This is a genomic window from Vibrio sp. 1S139 (genome assembly GCF_041439475.1).
In the GTDB taxonomy this organism is placed as follows: domain Bacteria; phylum Pseudomonadota; class Gammaproteobacteria; order Enterobacterales; family Vibrionaceae; genus Vibrio; species Vibrio crassostreae_C.
In genome coordinates this window covers 1-15,078 of record NZ_JBGOOD010000082.1, presented here as the reverse complement: position 1 = coordinate 15,078, position 15,078 = coordinate 1, and the positions used below count along the sequence as shown (strand labels likewise).

The window sequence follows — 15,078 nt, the reverse complement described above, 5'->3', positions numbered from 1 at the left end:
ATCGGGCACGAGTCTTCTTTGGGTTATAAATTGAACAAAGTGTGCTCGCGCCCTGGTCATGGTGGTTATATTCCGATTAATTTCCCCAGATTTGGCTGACAAACTCTGGATGGTCAATAAACGGATTACGATTCCCTTGAAAATCATGTACCGCCTTATTTCGGTCGATTTCTTTTTGGCATACTGGATCTTCAGAATGCCAACGCTTTAGCATAGTAAGTAGCCAAGGTTCAAAAACAGTTGTATTGGTTCCATCCAGAACGGCATCAGAGCTTGTAGAGTTCCCTTCCCAATTAGCGATTTCATTTTCATTTTCATTTTCATAGCGTGTTGCCATGTAGAAATATGCTCTTGCAAAATCACCTTTAAACTCATCAATTGGCTCAAACACCGTACCCACATAACCAAGAGAGTTCGCTGCACTGCCTAACTTAGAACCATTGCTTGATGTGTATGTCGCGCTACTCACCTCACCAAATGGCCAATTACTACGTTTCGAGTTAACGTAGCCATCAGTGGCAATTAAATGGTGACCGTCAGAGTTCATTGGCTCGACTTTCCCACCAAACCAGCTTTTCGGGAATGAGTGCTCACGGTTGTAGCAATCACCTTCTTTGCTGTATTGACCACATTGATCCGCAACCTTAGTAAATTGGATTGAATCTGAGCTTGAAGGTTTCTCCGAATACATATCGAGAATCGACTCATCAGTGTCATAGTATGCGTCTAGGTCAGCCTCAGACACCAACCTCCAAATAGCGGCGTAACCCTGACTGCTATGATTATCAATAATTTGATATAAGGCCGTTTTTAACGCAAAGCCCACTTTTCCTTCAGCGTCTTTGTAATACTCACCTAACACTGGAGGTTCAGTTGGTGGTGCAGTTGAACCACCAATCGAAAATTCTGTACTCTGACTTGCTTGGAAATCACCACCAGATGCCACAACGGTTCCATTTACCGACAAACTGTATGAACCATTCCCCACACTGCAGCACATTCCATCTCCATAAGAATCTGAGACTTCTAGGGTGTAGTTACCATCCGCTAAACACATTTCCACTTCATTGATGGTGTTATTTTTATAATCTGAACCAGAATAAAGATTTTGAGAAACTGAGTTTTTGAGAGACCAACTAGTTTCAGAACCATAGTTATCCGTAACTAGCGTGAGTGCGGCACTTATGTCATTGCAGCTTTGTGTTGGTGGAGTCTCCGTAGGCTGAAAGTTATCTAAATACACCACTTCCGAACTATCAAAACCTGCATCATCATAAAATCGTACGCCCACAACGATATCTTTAGTGCTCGTAGCGCTGTACGAGTGAGTCAATGCTTGCCACTGATTCGTTAAACCATTATTCGAGTAACCCAAATAGCCATCAACAAAAAGGCGAGCTTTCACGTTGCCTTCCGTGTGGTAAACATCGACAGAGAAATCATAAGTTTTTCCTTGTTCAACACGTATCGTTTGAAGAAAGTCGGTATTACTTTGAGTACTTGTATTCACTGTTACTTGTGCTGAGAAACTGCCATTATTTACAGGATCGGTAGAGAGCGAAAGTGCAATGCCGGAGTCAATCACACTCCAACCAGATGGTACGTTTCCTTCCCAGTTTTCAAAACTTCCATTTTGCATTTGCGCATGCGCACTCGCTGAACAAAGTAATGCAACGCCACTTAGTGTTATCATTCTATTTATCATATAACCTTCTGTTTAATTGGATAAAAACCAACTAAGCTTGGAAAGTAATCAAAAAATGAATGGAGGTATACATCACATTTATAAATGTAAGCATTATGGGTTTTATTGATATGTGTGATGTAAATCAATGTGACATCGACCTGTTAAATAAAGGAATAGAAAAGGCTGAGCAGATTATCTGACTCAGCCTTTTTACTGTTTAGAGCTAGATCATTTATCGCCAGTGAGCATACCGAAGAAGATCTGTCTCGACTCTGGCGTGTTGTCTCTATGAGTTTCGTATTTTACATGCGCGTTTGCATCAACTGCTTTTGATAGCTTGATGCTCCATAGTGCTTTCATTTGATTTGGTACAATTGAATATCGGACATCGATAATACGCAGCTCGTCTGTTGGGTCCTGAGCGATATAACCATTTGAAAACCAGCGGAAACGTTCTATGTCTTTGGCTTGTTGAGAGTCCGGGTCAAGCCAAGGTAAATCCCTGCTAACATTCAGCTTCGCAATCGACTCTCCGGGATACGTGCTTACCGATGTGCCAACCCGCACTGCGTCTACATGGTAATGAGCCTCTGTTTCGTACACCACTTTCCAAACCAAGATATTCGCAAAGCTTGGTTTTGCCTCTAATCGAATCGGTGTGTGTTGCCTTTCTTGCGCTAATTGCCACCCAATCGCCTCTGCCCTGTCTCGCTGAATCATCCCTAATGTTGGATAAATTAGCGCCCAAGTAAACGCAACACGCGCTAGCCAAGGCGCTCGTTTTAACGTCGCAAACACAAGCAACACTAGAATGGGAAGCGTATAAACAGGATCGATGATTGATATGGTATTCCAAGAAAAACGCGCGTTGGTGAAAGGCCAAAGTAACTGCGTGCCATAGGTGGTACAAGCGTCTAACAGTGCATGAGTACCATAGCCCAGAGCACAAAACAGCCAACTTTGTTTGAAAGAAAGCCCACGTTTTTTTGCAATCAGGTGATGCAGAACCAAAGCGCAGATCAAACTGCCAATGGGAATAAAGAAGAGTGAATGGGTAAATTGTCGATGAAATTCCAAAGCCAACAAAGGGTCACTTTGAGACTTAATCAGTGCATCCAAATCTGGTGCTAACCCGGAGAGCAGCCCTAATACCCCAGCAACAACCAAATGTTGTTTTTTGCTGGCCGATTGTGACAAAGAAGCGCCTAACACGCCCTGCGTTAAAGGATCCATAAATCACTCATTGATAGCATTCCGTTGAATCAAACAAAATACATTTAGCTATAGCGGTGAACTGTTCATAACTAAACGGTTTTATCAATATACTCATGTACATAGCTGTATAAGCATAGACCGATAAACAAAAAAAGAGCAGTTATGAAACTGCCCTTTTCTAATTATTGGTGGTTGATCAATTTATTCGTTTTTGTTCTGTATATTCACACTTGAACGATCTTTTATTAACGAGCAACCATGCTTACCGCGATAACAACCAACAGTACTGAGAAGATCTTCTTGATGGTTGGAACGGGTAAATGGTTGGTCGCTTTTGCACCTAAAGGAGCGGTGAACCAAGACGTACACACGATACCCAACAGCGCGGGTAAATAAACAAAGCCTGCAAAGCCATCAGTTAGAGCAAAGTGGCTACTGCCCGAGGTTATGTAACCGATAGAGCCGAATAGCGCGATAACAATGCCACACGCAGACGCACAGCCAATCGCCTTTTTCATATCGACCGAAAAGAACGTGAGCAAAGGAACGAGTAACGCACCGCCACCAATCCCGATCATTGCCGACAAACCGCCAGTAATGGTTGTCAGAACCGTTAATACACCTTTATTCGGTAGCTTTCGCTCTTTAGGCGCGTCACTTTTACTGCTTAAGAACATCTTAATTGCGATAAGAACCACGCTCACAGCAAACACGATACGAACAACCTTTTCAGGTAATAACGCCGCCATAAAACCACTAACCAAAGCACCTAGAGCAACACCCAACATGATCCAAGGTGCCAAGTCCCAAGGCACGTTGCCGTTCTTGTGGTGAGCGAGTGCAGAAGATGTTGAAGTGAACAGTATCGATGCCAACGAGGTAGCAATCGCCGCGACAACAACTTGGTCGGATGGTAGAACTTCTAAATACAGTAAAATGCTGCTTAACACAGGAACAATGATCAGCCCTCCGCCAATACCTAACAAACCGGCTAGAAACCCAACACCACTGCCCAGTAACGCACAGTAGAAAATCAACAACAGCAATTCACTCATTTCATCCATCTCTTAATTAAATTAATCGTCTTAAATAACACACTATTAATGCGGTTATATTTCCATCAAGCTAATTAATATAACTGACACCGACTAAAATATTCAAACAGAATAGATCATGAATATTCCTCATGTTGAATGTGAAGTAATACCATTGTTAATGGTCAACCTATCAACGTATAAAAACCTTAAGCGATTAACTTTATACGACATTAATTCTACTAAGCATTAATTTCAGACAGCATAGCCTTCGATTCTTAATCCGGTCACAAGCAAAAAATAAAAGCCGTTTTAATACTAAAGACCGAGAGAATCAGAAAAAAAATTGGGATACCAAATCAGCATGAATAAAGAATTTAATTTTACGATTAAGAGCATTAGCCTCGACGAAAACTACCAGCCTGCAGACAGCACGCGTATCACTACCAACTTTGCTAACCTGGCTCGCGGTGACAGCCGTCAAGCGAACTTACGCAATGCACTACAAATGATCGATAACAGTTTCAACGCGTTAGCGCACTGGGATAACCCTAAGGGCGACCGCTACTCTGTTGAGCTTGAAATCATTTCTGTTGATATGGATATTGAAAGCAACGGCGAAGCATTCCCTTCAATTGAAGTGCTGAAAACCAATATTCTGGACCGTAAAACCAACGAGCGTATTGAAGGCATTATCGGAAATAACTTCTCTTCTTATGTTCGAGATTATGACTTTAGCGTACGTCTATTGGATCATAATAAAGGCCAAGATAAATTCAGCATTCCAGAAGATTTTGGTGATTTACACGGCAAGCTTTTTAAATATTTCGTTAACTCTGACGCTTACAAAAAGAACTTTAATAAGCCACCTGTTATTTGCTTAAGCGTGTCAGATAATAAAACCTATTACCGCACTGAAAACCAACACCCAGTATTGGGTTTTGAATACCAGCCGAATGAGTCTTCTTTAACTGAACAATATTTCAAAAAGATGGGCTTACAGGTTCGTTATTTCATGCCGCCTAACAGTGTTGCACCTTTGGCCTTCTATTTCTTTGGTGATCTGCTGAACGATTACTCTAACCTAGAGCTTATCAGCACCATCAGTACCATGGGTACGTTCCAGAAAATCTACCGACCTGAGATTTACAACGCGAACGCGGTTGCGGGTAACTGTTACCAACCAAACTTGAAAAACTTGGATCACTCGCTGACTCAAATCGTGTACGACCGTGAAGAACGAAGCCAGCTAGCTGTTGAACAAGGTAAATTCGCAGAAGAGAAGTTCATTAAGCCATACCAATCAGTTCTAGAGAACTGGTCGGCAAATTACGCACTTTAATCGTCTATTGCGCTCTCAAACCACCCAAGGATAGGCAATATTATTATGAAAACACTATTACCGACTTCAACAGCGGGCAGCTTGCCGAAACCGTCTTGGCTTGCACAACCAGAGACGCTTTGGTCGCCATGGAAACTTCAAGGCGATGAACTCACAGACGGCAAACAAGATGCGCTGCGTGTCTCTCTGCACGAGCAACAGCAAGCAGGCATTGATATTGTGAGTGACGGCGAACAAACACGTCAACACTTTGTAACGACCTTCATTGAACACCTGAATGGCGTTGATTTTGAAAAGCGTGAAACCGTTAAAATCCGCGACCGTTACGATGCGAGTGTACCGACGGTTGTAGGCCCAGTTTCTCGTCAGAAATCTGTGTTTGTTGAAGATGCGAAGTTCTTACGTCAGCAAACCGACCAACCGATCAAATGGGCTCTGCCGGGGCCTATGACCATGATTGATACACTTTACGATGCGCATTACCAAAGCCGTGAAAAACTGGCGTGGGAATTTGCAAAGATCCTCAACGAAGAAGCCAAAGAACTTGAAGCGGCAGGCGTGGATATTATTCAGTTCGATGAACCTGCGTTTAACGTGTTTTTTGATGAAGTGAACAATTGGGGCATCGCTTGTTTGGAAAGAGCCATTGAAGGGCTTAAGTGCGAAACAGCAGTCCATATTTGTTATGGCTACGGCATTAAAGCGAATACGGATTGGAAAAAGACATTAGGCACCGAGTGGCGCCAATACGAAGAAGTCTTCCCTAAGCTGCAGCAATCGAATATCGACATTATCTCTTTAGAGTGTCACAACTCTCATGTACCTCTTGAGCTGCTTGAGCTCGTACGAGGCAAGAAAGTAATGGTCGGTGCGATTGATGTTGCAACCGATTCGATTGAAACACCGGAAGAAGTGGCTAGCACTCTACGTGAAACACTTAAGTACGTTGATGCCGACAAGCTCTACCCTTGCACCAACTGCGGCATGGCTCCCCTACCTCGCGAGATAGCCTCAGCGAAGCTTAATGCGCTAAGTGCTGGCGCAGAGATCGTTCGTAAAGAGCTTTCAGCGTAACGCTTTCATAAAGAACAAAAACTATGCCTTTAAGCCTAAGTATCATATTGATGCTTAGGCTTTTTGTTATGTGAGTTAATGAGCTTTACGCGCTGCTTACTAGGTTTTATCTAGGTCTTGAGCATATAAAGAGATCGCTCGTTGGTACTCTTTAATCGCATCGCTATTCGTCGTGGAAACTAAAAGCTCAAGTAACAGCGATGTCGCTTCTTTATGGCGACCTAGTTCGACACGCTAACATACGGCTCCATTCTTCTTTGCTCATTGCGCCTTTAGAAAGGTAAATATTGTGTTTCTGCATTGCACCTTTCGTGTATGAAAGCTTGATGAATGAGCCAATTTCAAACGGAAGAAAGCTACGCTGTAAAGTCACATCACAAGCAACGCCATTTAAACGTACATGACCGTTCGTGATTTCAAACGAGCTATCGCGAAGCTTCCACCACAACATTAGAATTTTTATTAATGGAGGAACACAAGTTATTAGCCCTATGGTTAGTAGCGATGAACGATCACCATCTAATATCCAATAGGCAAGACCTAATGCAATAACAATAAACAGCAACTCTGAAAATAAGTACTTAACAAAATTTAGTTGGATACGGTTATCCATGACACTCTCTCAATGGTGACCCTAAAGGCAGCTCCATTTCAACGAGCCCTTTCACTTCAGACAACTGAGTAAAACCTTTTGATTGATAAAGCTTAATGGCGGGGTTCTCACTGAACACGCGCAACATTAACTGAGCCGATGCTTGATTGTTCGCATGTTCAATAGCCAAATCGAGACACTTAGAGCCAAAACCTTGACCTTGACAGTCAGCTAATATCTGCAAGTCCCTAAGAAACGTTGTACCACTGGCGTAACTGAAACGAACGACACCAATACGGTTATCCCCCACATAAATTTCATAGTTATCCAGCTCATCCCAACTTCGTAAAAACTGGCTATGACCCCAAGCGATTCCACGAGCTTGATAGTAACTCGCCATATTCGTTTTAGTGATCGATTCAGCGAACTTAGGATCGGAACCTTTGACCAACCTTACTTCCATATTGTGTCCTTTGTTTTCAAATCACATCTGAATGCGGCATAGAAAAGTGCCACATATATTGAATCATTTTTAGGTACATTCTGGTTTCACTTCCTCCCATTGTGTATCCCATTCTTCGCCTAACAAATTAGAAAGCTTTTCACAGTCGTATAGATAGCGAAGACTATCTTTACAGTACGCAGTAAGTATTTCAGTTAACTGACCAGACGCTTTTTCGTTGTCTTTGAGTTTTCCGTACATCATCAAACCAGTCCTAAAGGTGTCTTGATCGAGGTCAGACGCTTGCTTCGATAACATCCCAAAGGAAATAGCGTTAATAGACAGGGCTAATGCAATCGCATCGCCTTCATCTCCCTCTAATTCACAAGCACTATAACGAGCTAACAAGTTCGATGTTTTAATTAATGGGGCAAGGTCTTTTGTATTTGCATATTTATAGGTTTCAAAACCTTGCCGCACCGCAGCTTTATGACTGTCTTCAATGCTCACAACATAGTCTGTCAAAACATGTAAGCTCGCATATGCACCTAGCCCGAAAGCCACAATGAACACGGCGATTAATCTGATCACTTATCTCTCCTAAAAGAACCTTGTGCTGGTTAATTTTAAACGGCGTCTTGTAGTAACAACCCTACTTGCCATCGACCTTTTCTAGAAACCAACTTCCTTGGCACGGCCCATTGGTTAAGTGCCATCGGCCGTCAAATCTACTGCCACTGCCACGTGCGGAAAAACGATAATCCCATTGGCGATGTTTAGCATATAAACGTAAGTCGCCGTTTTCCGTCACCCAACCCTCTAACGGTGTTCCATTGTAGGTAAGCCTTAGAGTAGCCTTACCCTCACGAATAGTTCCGGTGATGGTTGTGCGTTCACACATATTATTGCCAGTGGTGTTAATACGGCGGCCTAGCCACTCACCGTCGAAATCGATAGAAGGAACAAATTGGGGACTATCCGGAAGTTTAGGAAACGACTCGGAATTACTGGACCCGAACCACTGAAGCTCACGACCAACAAGGAAGAAGACAACAAAGCCGATTGATATCGCTATCACAAATCCCTTTTTCATTAGCCTCTTCCTAATCCGCTGACCTTAAGAAAAGAACCCTAACATAATGAAAAGTAATAACTTACCATCAGTTTAATTAACTTTGATATATTCCACAAATTGCATTCAAATGTTGAATATAGAGAAAGCGGCATCGTACAAAATACCGCGCATTGAGAATCAATTATGAGCAGTGCCGGAAGCTCTGCACAGAAAAACCCTAACCTTCCAAGGCATTGCGCCAATACTGAACGGTTTTATCCGACACCAACCCAGTCTCGGTCGCCGCTGATACTAAAAAGTCACATAACCGAGCCGCAACCTCTTCATTACCCAACAAGTACAAACTGCGAATGGCTCGCGTTAACCTTAGCTGGTTATGGTCATGATTCTTTAACCATACGTGATTAGCCGGGCTAAGTGGTAACGATGAAGATATTTCACTCCCGTTTCGCTGCATACCCCAAAACTCAAGCATCAGGTCAAGCACTTGTAGATGAGCTGTGCGGAGCGCTTCTGAATTAGCAAAAAGCACCTTATCTTCTTGAGTAACCAACGGGGCATGTTGATTAAACTTAGTCCCCTCATCTATTGGGAAGAACACTTGAATGTACTTATGGTCATGCTCCAACCAAAAATGATTGTAAGCCAATAACTGTTCTATATTTCGACCAAATTTATCCGGCGCTTCACCAGATATAAAGCGAGCAATCTCACTCATTTTAAAATCCTACTGACTATAAATCCCCACTTGTGGGCGAATGCATTATTACGCAGTAAGCCGTGAAAAGCCTAGTCCTTTACGTTGTAAGTACCGATTTGGCTTAGAACTCCACGTCCCACGCGTTAGGAATCACTTTTGAATAATTTCGACTTACTTTTCTAACAAACGACACGGGAACTCTGCGACACATTTTAGCTCTGCTGTATGTTCAGGGAATCGTTCCTGAAGAAAACACAATGCATCCGTTGGCGTTGGCGTTGGCGTATGAGTTTTAGACTAAAGCCAGCAACCAGTGTGTTAATAACTGAGTACCAAAACCTGAACGACTAAAAGAGGTAGGTAAAATAAGCAGCGAAAGATTACATCTTTCAAAGAAAAACCCTTCAGAAAGCGTCCTTCGGTGCATAGAATTTCAAGCGACTTACACTAGTGAATAATGTAAGTCGCTAACATAAGAGGCTAACGCAAGCGTCTCAACACAACCTGCTGGTCGAGCTCATTCTGATAGTCCGTGTAATCAAGCCCTTGATCAAATATGTACTCAGTGACAAGAGTACGAATGCACTCAACCAATGTGCTTGCTTGCCAAGGCTTTTCAAAGTAACGGTCGATGCCTGCTGCATTAATCGCATTGATGGTATCGGTATGAGTGGCCTGCCCCGTAAGAAGAATTTTCTTGGTATTCGGAAAGCGGCTGTCATGGAACACTTCAGTGAGTAACTCCACCCCCGTTTTCCCTGGCATCACATGATCAGACACGATGACGGTAATGTGTTCGCCTTCTGCGTCAAGTTCATCAATGAGATCAAGCACTTCTTGCGCTGATTCACAATCTTCAATATTCAGCCAACTCGCCAGCGGCTCTAAATCTTGTATCACTGCGCTCAGTACTTCTCTCTGGTCATCGACACAGATTAAATTAAGCTTCTCCATGTTCACCCTCTATTGGTAACTTGATTCTAAATACCGTTTTAGAAGCATCACTTTTCACAATAATACTTCCGCCATAACCTGCCACAATCCGCTTAACTACTGATAAACCCAAGCCCAATCCAAACGATAAACCACCTTTTTTAGTGGTGAAGTTGGGCTGAAATACCTTTCTACGAGTCGCCTCGTCTATCTCAGGGCCGTTATTCGCGATCGTAACTAATATCCTTTTCTTACTTAATCTGGTTTGAATCTCTATTGCGGCATCGTCTGAATTCGACATTGCATCACAAGCATTCTTTACAATGTTGACCCAAATCTGAACGAGCTCTGTTTTCGAGCCTTTAAAAGACGGTAAATCCGCAGGGCTCAATCGCACAGACACTCTACGTAACTCACTTTGTAGCAACGATAAGGCATGGTTAATGGAGTCGTTAATATCAACCGCTTCTTCGGTGTCGATATCAACTCTGCCAAGTTGTTTAACCGATTTTACGATGCCGACGGTGTGTCTAGATGCCAAACGCAAATCATGTAAATCACAGCCCATCTGCCAAAAACGAATCGCTTCTTCTGGTTTTTTCAGCCAATGCTTTGAAATAACGTCTGTTGCAGATAAAGCATCAATTGGAATCGCCTTTGCAAGAGAGCGAGCAATGTTTTTGTCTAAACCATATTTTCTTTCAAATTGTCGCCCACGTGTTCGTGCTTCTGACGACGACGTTTTCTGACCATGCATTAACCCAAAATCGAAAAATTGACTGGCTTCTGGATGCACTTCTTCAAGCAGATCCATGATGACCGTTTCAAGTCGACCAGATTTACTATTTACGACACCAATAGCGTTGTTAAGCTCATGAGCAATCCCTGCAGCCAATTGACCCAAGGTCGTCATTTGCTCAGCAGTATGTAACTTCTCTAGCGCTTTTTGTTTCGCTATCGCTTCTTGTGTTGCGCGGCGTTGACGACGCGACAACTCATTGACAATTACAGGTGTGAACTGTGCGGTAAGAGGACCAAATTTACGTTCATCTTCTGCAGGCGTGTCTTTATCGATCCACGCTAACTCAACATCGGTTTTAGCAACAACCGTTGAAGATGCTGTCCAATTACCTGAAAAGAAGCTATGAACGCCTATAAAAGCCCCACTACCCGCGCTAAATACTCGCACTTGCGGTGTATTCGCATCGGTATAAAACCCTTCCAGTTCTCCACTAAACACATAATATAAACGAGTGTTTAACGCTGATTGTTCAATAATGGTGTTACCGGCACAGCACGTCACCCGACGTTCTGTTTGGTTAAAATAGCGCTCGATCAGTGCTTCTAGCTTTTGTTGATACACGTATCGTTATCCTATGTGACCAATTGAATGTAGCACCCACACCATAACAAAACTCAGTAGCACACCAACCACACCCAAAATAATACCGATTCTGGCCATTTGATTACTTTGCACATGACCAGTGGCATGAGCCAACGCATTCGGTGGCGTACTGATTGGCAGCGACATACCTAATGAAGCGGCAAAAGTCACAACCAAAATTAACGTTAGCTCACCGCCTAATGGCGTGAGTGAAGCCATAGACGAACCTAATGCCGCCATAATTGGCATTAACAAGTTAGCCGTTGCGGTATGAGACATAAAGTTTGCCATTACCAAACACAAGAACGCCGCTCCGAACAACACCACATAGGGTGAGTAGCTATCAAACGGAATACTGTGTACCACGAGCTTTGCTAAGCCAGTTTTATCGAGCGCTAAACCAAGCGCAATACCACCTGATACAAGCCACAATACGTCCCAAGAAATTTTCTTCAGATCTTCTTTATTGATGATCCCTGTGAGTGAGAACACAGCGACAGGAATCAGAGCGACGGTGTAAGAGTTCATGCCATGGCTTGAACCCATTAACCAAAGAATGATGGTCAGCGCAAAAGTGACGTACACCGCAATGGCTTTAGGCGTTTTAAGGAATTTACCTTTGATGCTTAGCTCGATTTTCTTTTGGTCAGCTTTGTACATAAAGCCTATTAAAAACCACGCTAACGCCATCATAATCACAACAAACGGCACACCAAATGCCATCCATTCACCGAACGTAATGAGGTTATCGCCAACTAAATATTTAAGTGCGATAGCGTTCGGAGGGGTACCGATCGGGGTACCAATGCCACCGATGTTAGCGGCAACCGGGATACAAAGCGCAAACGCTACACGACCGGGGTCTTTCGGACCAAACACAGCCAGTACCGGCGTTAAAATAGAGAGCATCATTGCCGTTGTTGCCGTGTTAGACATAAACATCGAAAAGATACCAGTGATCAACATTAAGCCGAGCATCACAAACTTTGGGTCTTGTCCAAATGGCTTCAACAACACGCGAGCTAAGTTTACGTCTAATCGATATTTAGTGGCGGCCATCGCTAAGAAAAAACCGCCCAAAAACAGCATGATGATTGGGCTGGCGAATGTCGCCATGATGTCGCTGTATTTTAACAACTCACCAAAATGTTCCTGCCCATGCTCAAACCTTAAAAAGATCAGCCCTTTATCTGACAACATCAACAATTGCAGAACGATAATAACAACAGACGTCGCGTAGATCGGGATGGGCTCGAACACCCAGCACAATGCCGCTAATAAAAAGATCGCGATAACGCGTTGTTGAATAATCGTAAGGCCTTCAAATGGAAACGCTGATAGCGGCATTACGAGGATAATGAAAGGAATTAAAATAGGGATAATGTATTTAATATAGGGGCGCATAGCACAAAAACTCTTCCTGAGATAACAACTACTTAGAAATTAGATTTAAAGTTCTAATTTAGTCCGACAACGAATTATCGACCTCTTATCACTATCTCACTATCGGCTAGATCAATGATTACGTAATCGCGATACCCCCTTTTTCGTTTCTGTGCGCTACCTCTACGTTTGTATGTAATTTACTGGTGCAATTAAATTCCGAGAAACAAAAGGCAAACGTTCGCCTTTGCGTGGGAGATCCGTAATATGTGAGCCATATTTGACACCTGACTGGCTTTCAGAAGTAAAGAGCGTAGCTGCATTATCGAGTAGCTCTTTTTTTCAATTTGAGATCTGATTCGCGTGTAAGTTGTACTTCTGCGCTAACTAGACTGATAACGTTGCATAAGTTAAATGCAACGTCCTAATTAAACTCACTTTTCTAACAGACGACACTGATACTCGGCAATGTGCTTTAGCTCCGATGTATGTGCAGGGAATCGTTCGTGAAGAAAGCACAATGCATCCGCTAGCGTTATCTGGTGTAGATTCGACGTATACCCAAAAACCAATCGGTGGACATTGTCATAGAGCTCATCTGAATTACCTGAGCTTTGACACTGCGCCAAGATAGCTTGATCAATCTCATCGTCAGGATCTTCCAAGGGGCTACTAGCCTGTCGATAGAGATTAAAAAGCATTGCGTCATATTGCTCTTTCGACAGCTCTTCCTTACAACGCAATATCCACGTAAGCATAATGAGGTTATGCCCAAAGAAACCAAACTGTTTTAAGCATGCTTGTAATACCCTATTGAGCTCTACGACTTGGCTTATGTCAGTGCTTCGGTCGCCGTCAGAACGAGTCGATGTGACAAATTCAGTGAAGCGGTTAAGGAATGCTGGAACTTGAGACGGCTCTAACTCACGGTAAACACGGTTCAGCGCCAATAAGATAGTCACATTGTGGGAAAGATATTCACTGGTTTGAGAAGCCTGCGAAACGTAATGCGCGAAGATGTCTTGAAATCCCTTATTTTCATGCCACTGCATTAAAGCAGCATACGCCGCTGGGTATACCCCATTATCCAATATCCTTTGAATACGAAAATCCGTAAACTTTGGCGCTTGTAGCGTTGCAGAGTACTCGCCTAAAACTTCAATCTCAGTTTGGTCTATCAGCTCACTCGTTTTAAGCCGCACATTGTATGATTTAGTGAAATAACCATTCAGATAGTTCGCAGCCAAATAAGCTTTTAAAGAATGAGGTTGGTGGATGCTGGCACTGCTATAAAGTGCCTTTTCCAATAGTTGGTCGCTTGTCATGTTTCCTCCGTGAAACGTACCCCTTAACTCTATGCTGAGAGATGGCACCATGTGGGATGAAAATACAGCCAAAAACTAATCATTGACGCCATAGCGTTTGTTATGTAACTTCTTCCAAGTTGAACGATACTTGGTATTTCACTAACTTTACATTGCTTAAGGCTTTAGCACCAAACACCACCCTTTTGTCGAAATCTGAAGCGACAAGAATACCTCTTATATTTGATGTATTTGATGATTCCGAAAGACAGCCAATATAGCCTAACAGCTGCCCTAGCGCTGAATCCTTTGCTTTCCCTGCTTTCAGCTCAATAACGACCAATTGGTCGGTTTTATCTTTGGCAAGTATATCTATACGCCCAGCATCAAGTGCATACTCAATCCCACCCTCTACGACCGATAGACCGTCCTCGATATCTGAAATATTTCGAGCTAGGTAAGAATGAAGGTCTTTTTCTAAGGACAGGCTGGCATCTATTGACTCTTGAACGTCATTATCCTCATCAGTAGCCTCGACAGAGGTAAACCCCGGAACTTCAATCTCACCACGCTTAATTTTCGATTTATACCAAGCGTAATGCGTTTTCTGCCACTTACTTGTAGGGAAGTTTTCCAAAACTAGAGCTGTTAATTTCTCGAAAGAAGGAAAAGTGCCTTCTGTTGCACAGACATCAATTACCAGTTCCTTTATTGTTGAATACTCCATAACTTTCTCCTTGTTACATAACGCCCGCTTAAGTGGAGAGCAACGCAATGCGATGTTTCCGCACACCACCGTAAACACTAAAGTAAACGCATGTTAAAAATGCCACGCGTTGCAAATCCGCCTTAAAACGTTTGTATGGATAATAAGCACTCCAATCGGGTAATGTGAGACCCAGGCTTTAGCTGC

15 protein-coding genes are annotated in these 15,078 nt (G+C 43.0%); 2 read left to right on the top strand and 13 right to left on the bottom strand.

Annotated features, from left to right (window positions below; genetic code table 11):
- Positions 1-76: 76 nt before the first annotated feature.
- The 3 genes from ACED46_RS19610 to ACED46_RS19600 all read right to left on the bottom strand — a co-directional run bounded on the left by ACED46_RS19610 (position 77) and on the right by ACED46_RS19600 (position 3,957).
- Positions 77-1,705: an endonuclease gene (locus tag ACED46_RS19610; RefSeq protein WP_371722234.1), complete on the bottom strand. Its 1,629-nt coding sequence runs from the start codon at positions 1,703-1,705 to the stop codon at positions 77-79.
- A gap of 210 nt (positions 1,706-1,915) precedes the next feature.
- Positions 1,916-2,920 carry a metal-dependent hydrolase gene (locus ACED46_RS19605; RefSeq protein ID WP_102429252.1) on the bottom strand — a complete coding sequence of 335 codons (1,005 nt, stop codon included), beginning with the start codon at positions 2,918-2,920 and terminating at the stop codon, positions 1,916-1,918.
- 227 nt (positions 2,921-3,147) lie between these two features.
- Positions 3,148-3,957, bottom strand: a complete 810-nt coding sequence (locus tag ACED46_RS19600; protein ID WP_371722233.1) for a sulfite exporter TauE/SafE family protein — start codon at positions 3,955-3,957, stop codon at positions 3,148-3,150.
- Between the two features lie 343 nt (positions 3,958-4,300).
- On the opposite strand from ACED46_RS19600, the gene ACED46_RS19595 reads away from it, so the two are divergent.
- On the top strand, positions 4,301-5,278 hold the full coding sequence (locus tag ACED46_RS19595) for a DUF1852 domain-containing protein (RefSeq protein ID WP_029222390.1): 978 nt from the start codon (positions 4,301-4,303) through the stop codon (positions 5,276-5,278).
- Positions 5,279-5,323: 45 nt separating this feature from the next.
- Positions 5,324-6,352, top strand: coding sequence for a methionine synthase (locus tag ACED46_RS19590; protein ID WP_017062410.1), 1,029 nt, complete (start codon positions 5,324-5,326; stop codon positions 6,350-6,352).
- Positions 6,353-6,563: 211 nt separating this feature from the next.
- On the opposite strand, the gene ACED46_RS19585 is transcribed toward ACED46_RS19590, so the two are convergent.
- The 10 genes from ACED46_RS19585 to ACED46_RS19540 form a co-directional block, all read right to left on the bottom strand.
- Complete coding sequence (locus tag ACED46_RS19585) at positions 6,564-6,965, bottom strand: hypothetical protein (protein ID WP_371722232.1); 402 nt, start codon at positions 6,963-6,965, stop codon at positions 6,564-6,566.
- On the bottom strand, positions 6,958-7,407 hold the full coding sequence (locus ACED46_RS19580) for a GNAT family N-acetyltransferase (RefSeq protein ID WP_371722231.1): 450 nt from the start codon (positions 7,405-7,407) through the stop codon (positions 6,958-6,960). Before ACED46_RS19580 ends, ACED46_RS19585 begins: the two co-directional genes overlap by 8 nt.
- 69 nt (positions 7,408-7,476) lie before the next feature.
- Entirely contained in the window at positions 7,477-7,977 is a 501-nt protein-coding gene (locus tag ACED46_RS19575; protein WP_371722230.1) for a hypothetical protein, read from the bottom strand.
- A gap of 61 nt (positions 7,978-8,038) precedes the next feature.
- Entirely contained in the window at positions 8,039-8,479 is a 441-nt protein-coding gene (locus tag ACED46_RS19570; RefSeq protein WP_017062406.1) for a hypothetical protein, read from the bottom strand.
- A 199-nt stretch (positions 8,480-8,678) separates the two neighbouring features.
- Positions 8,679-9,179, bottom strand: coding sequence for an opioid growth factor receptor-related protein (locus tag ACED46_RS19565; protein WP_017062405.1), 501 nt, complete (start codon positions 9,177-9,179; stop codon positions 8,679-8,681).
- A gap of 462 nt (positions 9,180-9,641) precedes the next feature.
- Complete coding sequence (locus ACED46_RS19560; RefSeq protein WP_017070648.1) at positions 9,642-10,115, bottom strand: response regulator; 474 nt, start codon at positions 10,113-10,115, stop codon at positions 9,642-9,644.
- Positions 10,102-11,457, bottom strand: coding sequence for an ATP-binding protein (locus tag ACED46_RS19555; RefSeq protein WP_017069973.1), 1,356 nt, complete (start codon positions 11,455-11,457; stop codon positions 10,102-10,104). Before ACED46_RS19555 ends, ACED46_RS19560 begins: the two co-directional genes overlap by 14 nt.
- Before the next feature lie 6 nt (positions 11,458-11,463).
- A complete protein-coding gene (locus tag ACED46_RS19550; RefSeq protein ID WP_371722228.1) occupies positions 11,464-12,882 on the bottom strand; it encodes a DASS family sodium-coupled anion symporter in 1,419 nt (472 codons plus the stop codon).
- 413 nt (positions 12,883-13,295) lie between these two features.
- Positions 13,296-14,186: a hypothetical protein gene (locus ACED46_RS19545; RefSeq protein WP_371722227.1), complete on the bottom strand. Its 891-nt coding sequence runs from the start codon at positions 14,184-14,186 to the stop codon at positions 13,296-13,298.
- 100 nt (positions 14,187-14,286) lie between these two features.
- Positions 14,287-14,892: an endonuclease NucS domain-containing protein gene (locus tag ACED46_RS19540; protein WP_371722226.1), complete on the bottom strand. Its 606-nt coding sequence runs from the start codon at positions 14,890-14,892 to the stop codon at positions 14,287-14,289.
- Positions 14,893-15,078 lie beyond the last annotated feature (186 nt).

Bases quoted from the DNA above. Each gene is read 5' to 3' on its own strand.
- ACED46_RS19610 (WP_371722234.1), bottom strand. From the start codon at position 1,705: ATGATAAATAGAATGATAACACTAAGTGGCGTTGCATTACTTTGTTCA.
- ACED46_RS19605 (WP_102429252.1), bottom strand. From the start codon at position 2,920: ATGGATCCTTTAACGCAGGGCGTGTTAGGCGCTTCTTTGTCACAATCG.
- ACED46_RS19600 (WP_371722233.1), bottom strand. From the start codon at position 3,957: ATGAGTGAATTGCTGTTGTTGATTTTCTACTGTGCGTTACTGGGCAGT.
- ACED46_RS19595 (WP_029222390.1), top strand. From the start codon at position 4,301: ATGAATAAAGAATTTAATTTTACGATTAAGAGCATTAGCCTCGACGAA.
- ACED46_RS19590 (WP_017062410.1), top strand. From the start codon at position 5,324: ATGAAAACACTATTACCGACTTCAACAGCGGGCAGCTTGCCGAAACCG.
- ACED46_RS19585 (WP_371722232.1), bottom strand. From the start codon at position 6,965: ATGGATAACCGTATCCAACTAAATTTTGTTAAGTACTTATTTTCAGAG.
- ACED46_RS19580 (WP_371722231.1), bottom strand. From the start codon at position 7,407: ATGGAAGTAAGGTTGGTCAAAGGTTCCGATCCTAAGTTCGCTGAATCG.
- ACED46_RS19570 (WP_017062406.1), bottom strand. From the start codon at position 8,479: ATGAAAAAGGGATTTGTGATAGCGATATCAATCGGCTTTGTTGTCTTC.
- ACED46_RS19565 (WP_017062405.1), bottom strand. From the start codon at position 9,179: ATGAGTGAGATTGCTCGCTTTATATCTGGTGAAGCGCCGGATAAATTT.
- ACED46_RS19560 (WP_017070648.1), bottom strand. From the start codon at position 10,115: ATGGAGAAGCTTAATTTAATCTGTGTCGATGACCAGAGAGAAGTACTG.
- ACED46_RS19550 (WP_371722228.1), bottom strand. From the start codon at position 12,882: ATGCGCCCCTATATTAAATACATTATCCCTATTTTAATTCCTTTCATT.
- ACED46_RS19545 (WP_371722227.1), bottom strand. From the start codon at position 14,186: ATGACAAGCGACCAACTATTGGAAAAGGCACTTTATAGCAGTGCCAGC.
- ACED46_RS19540 (WP_371722226.1), bottom strand. From the start codon at position 14,892: ATGGAGTATTCAACAATAAAGGAACTGGTAATTGATGTCTGTGCAACA.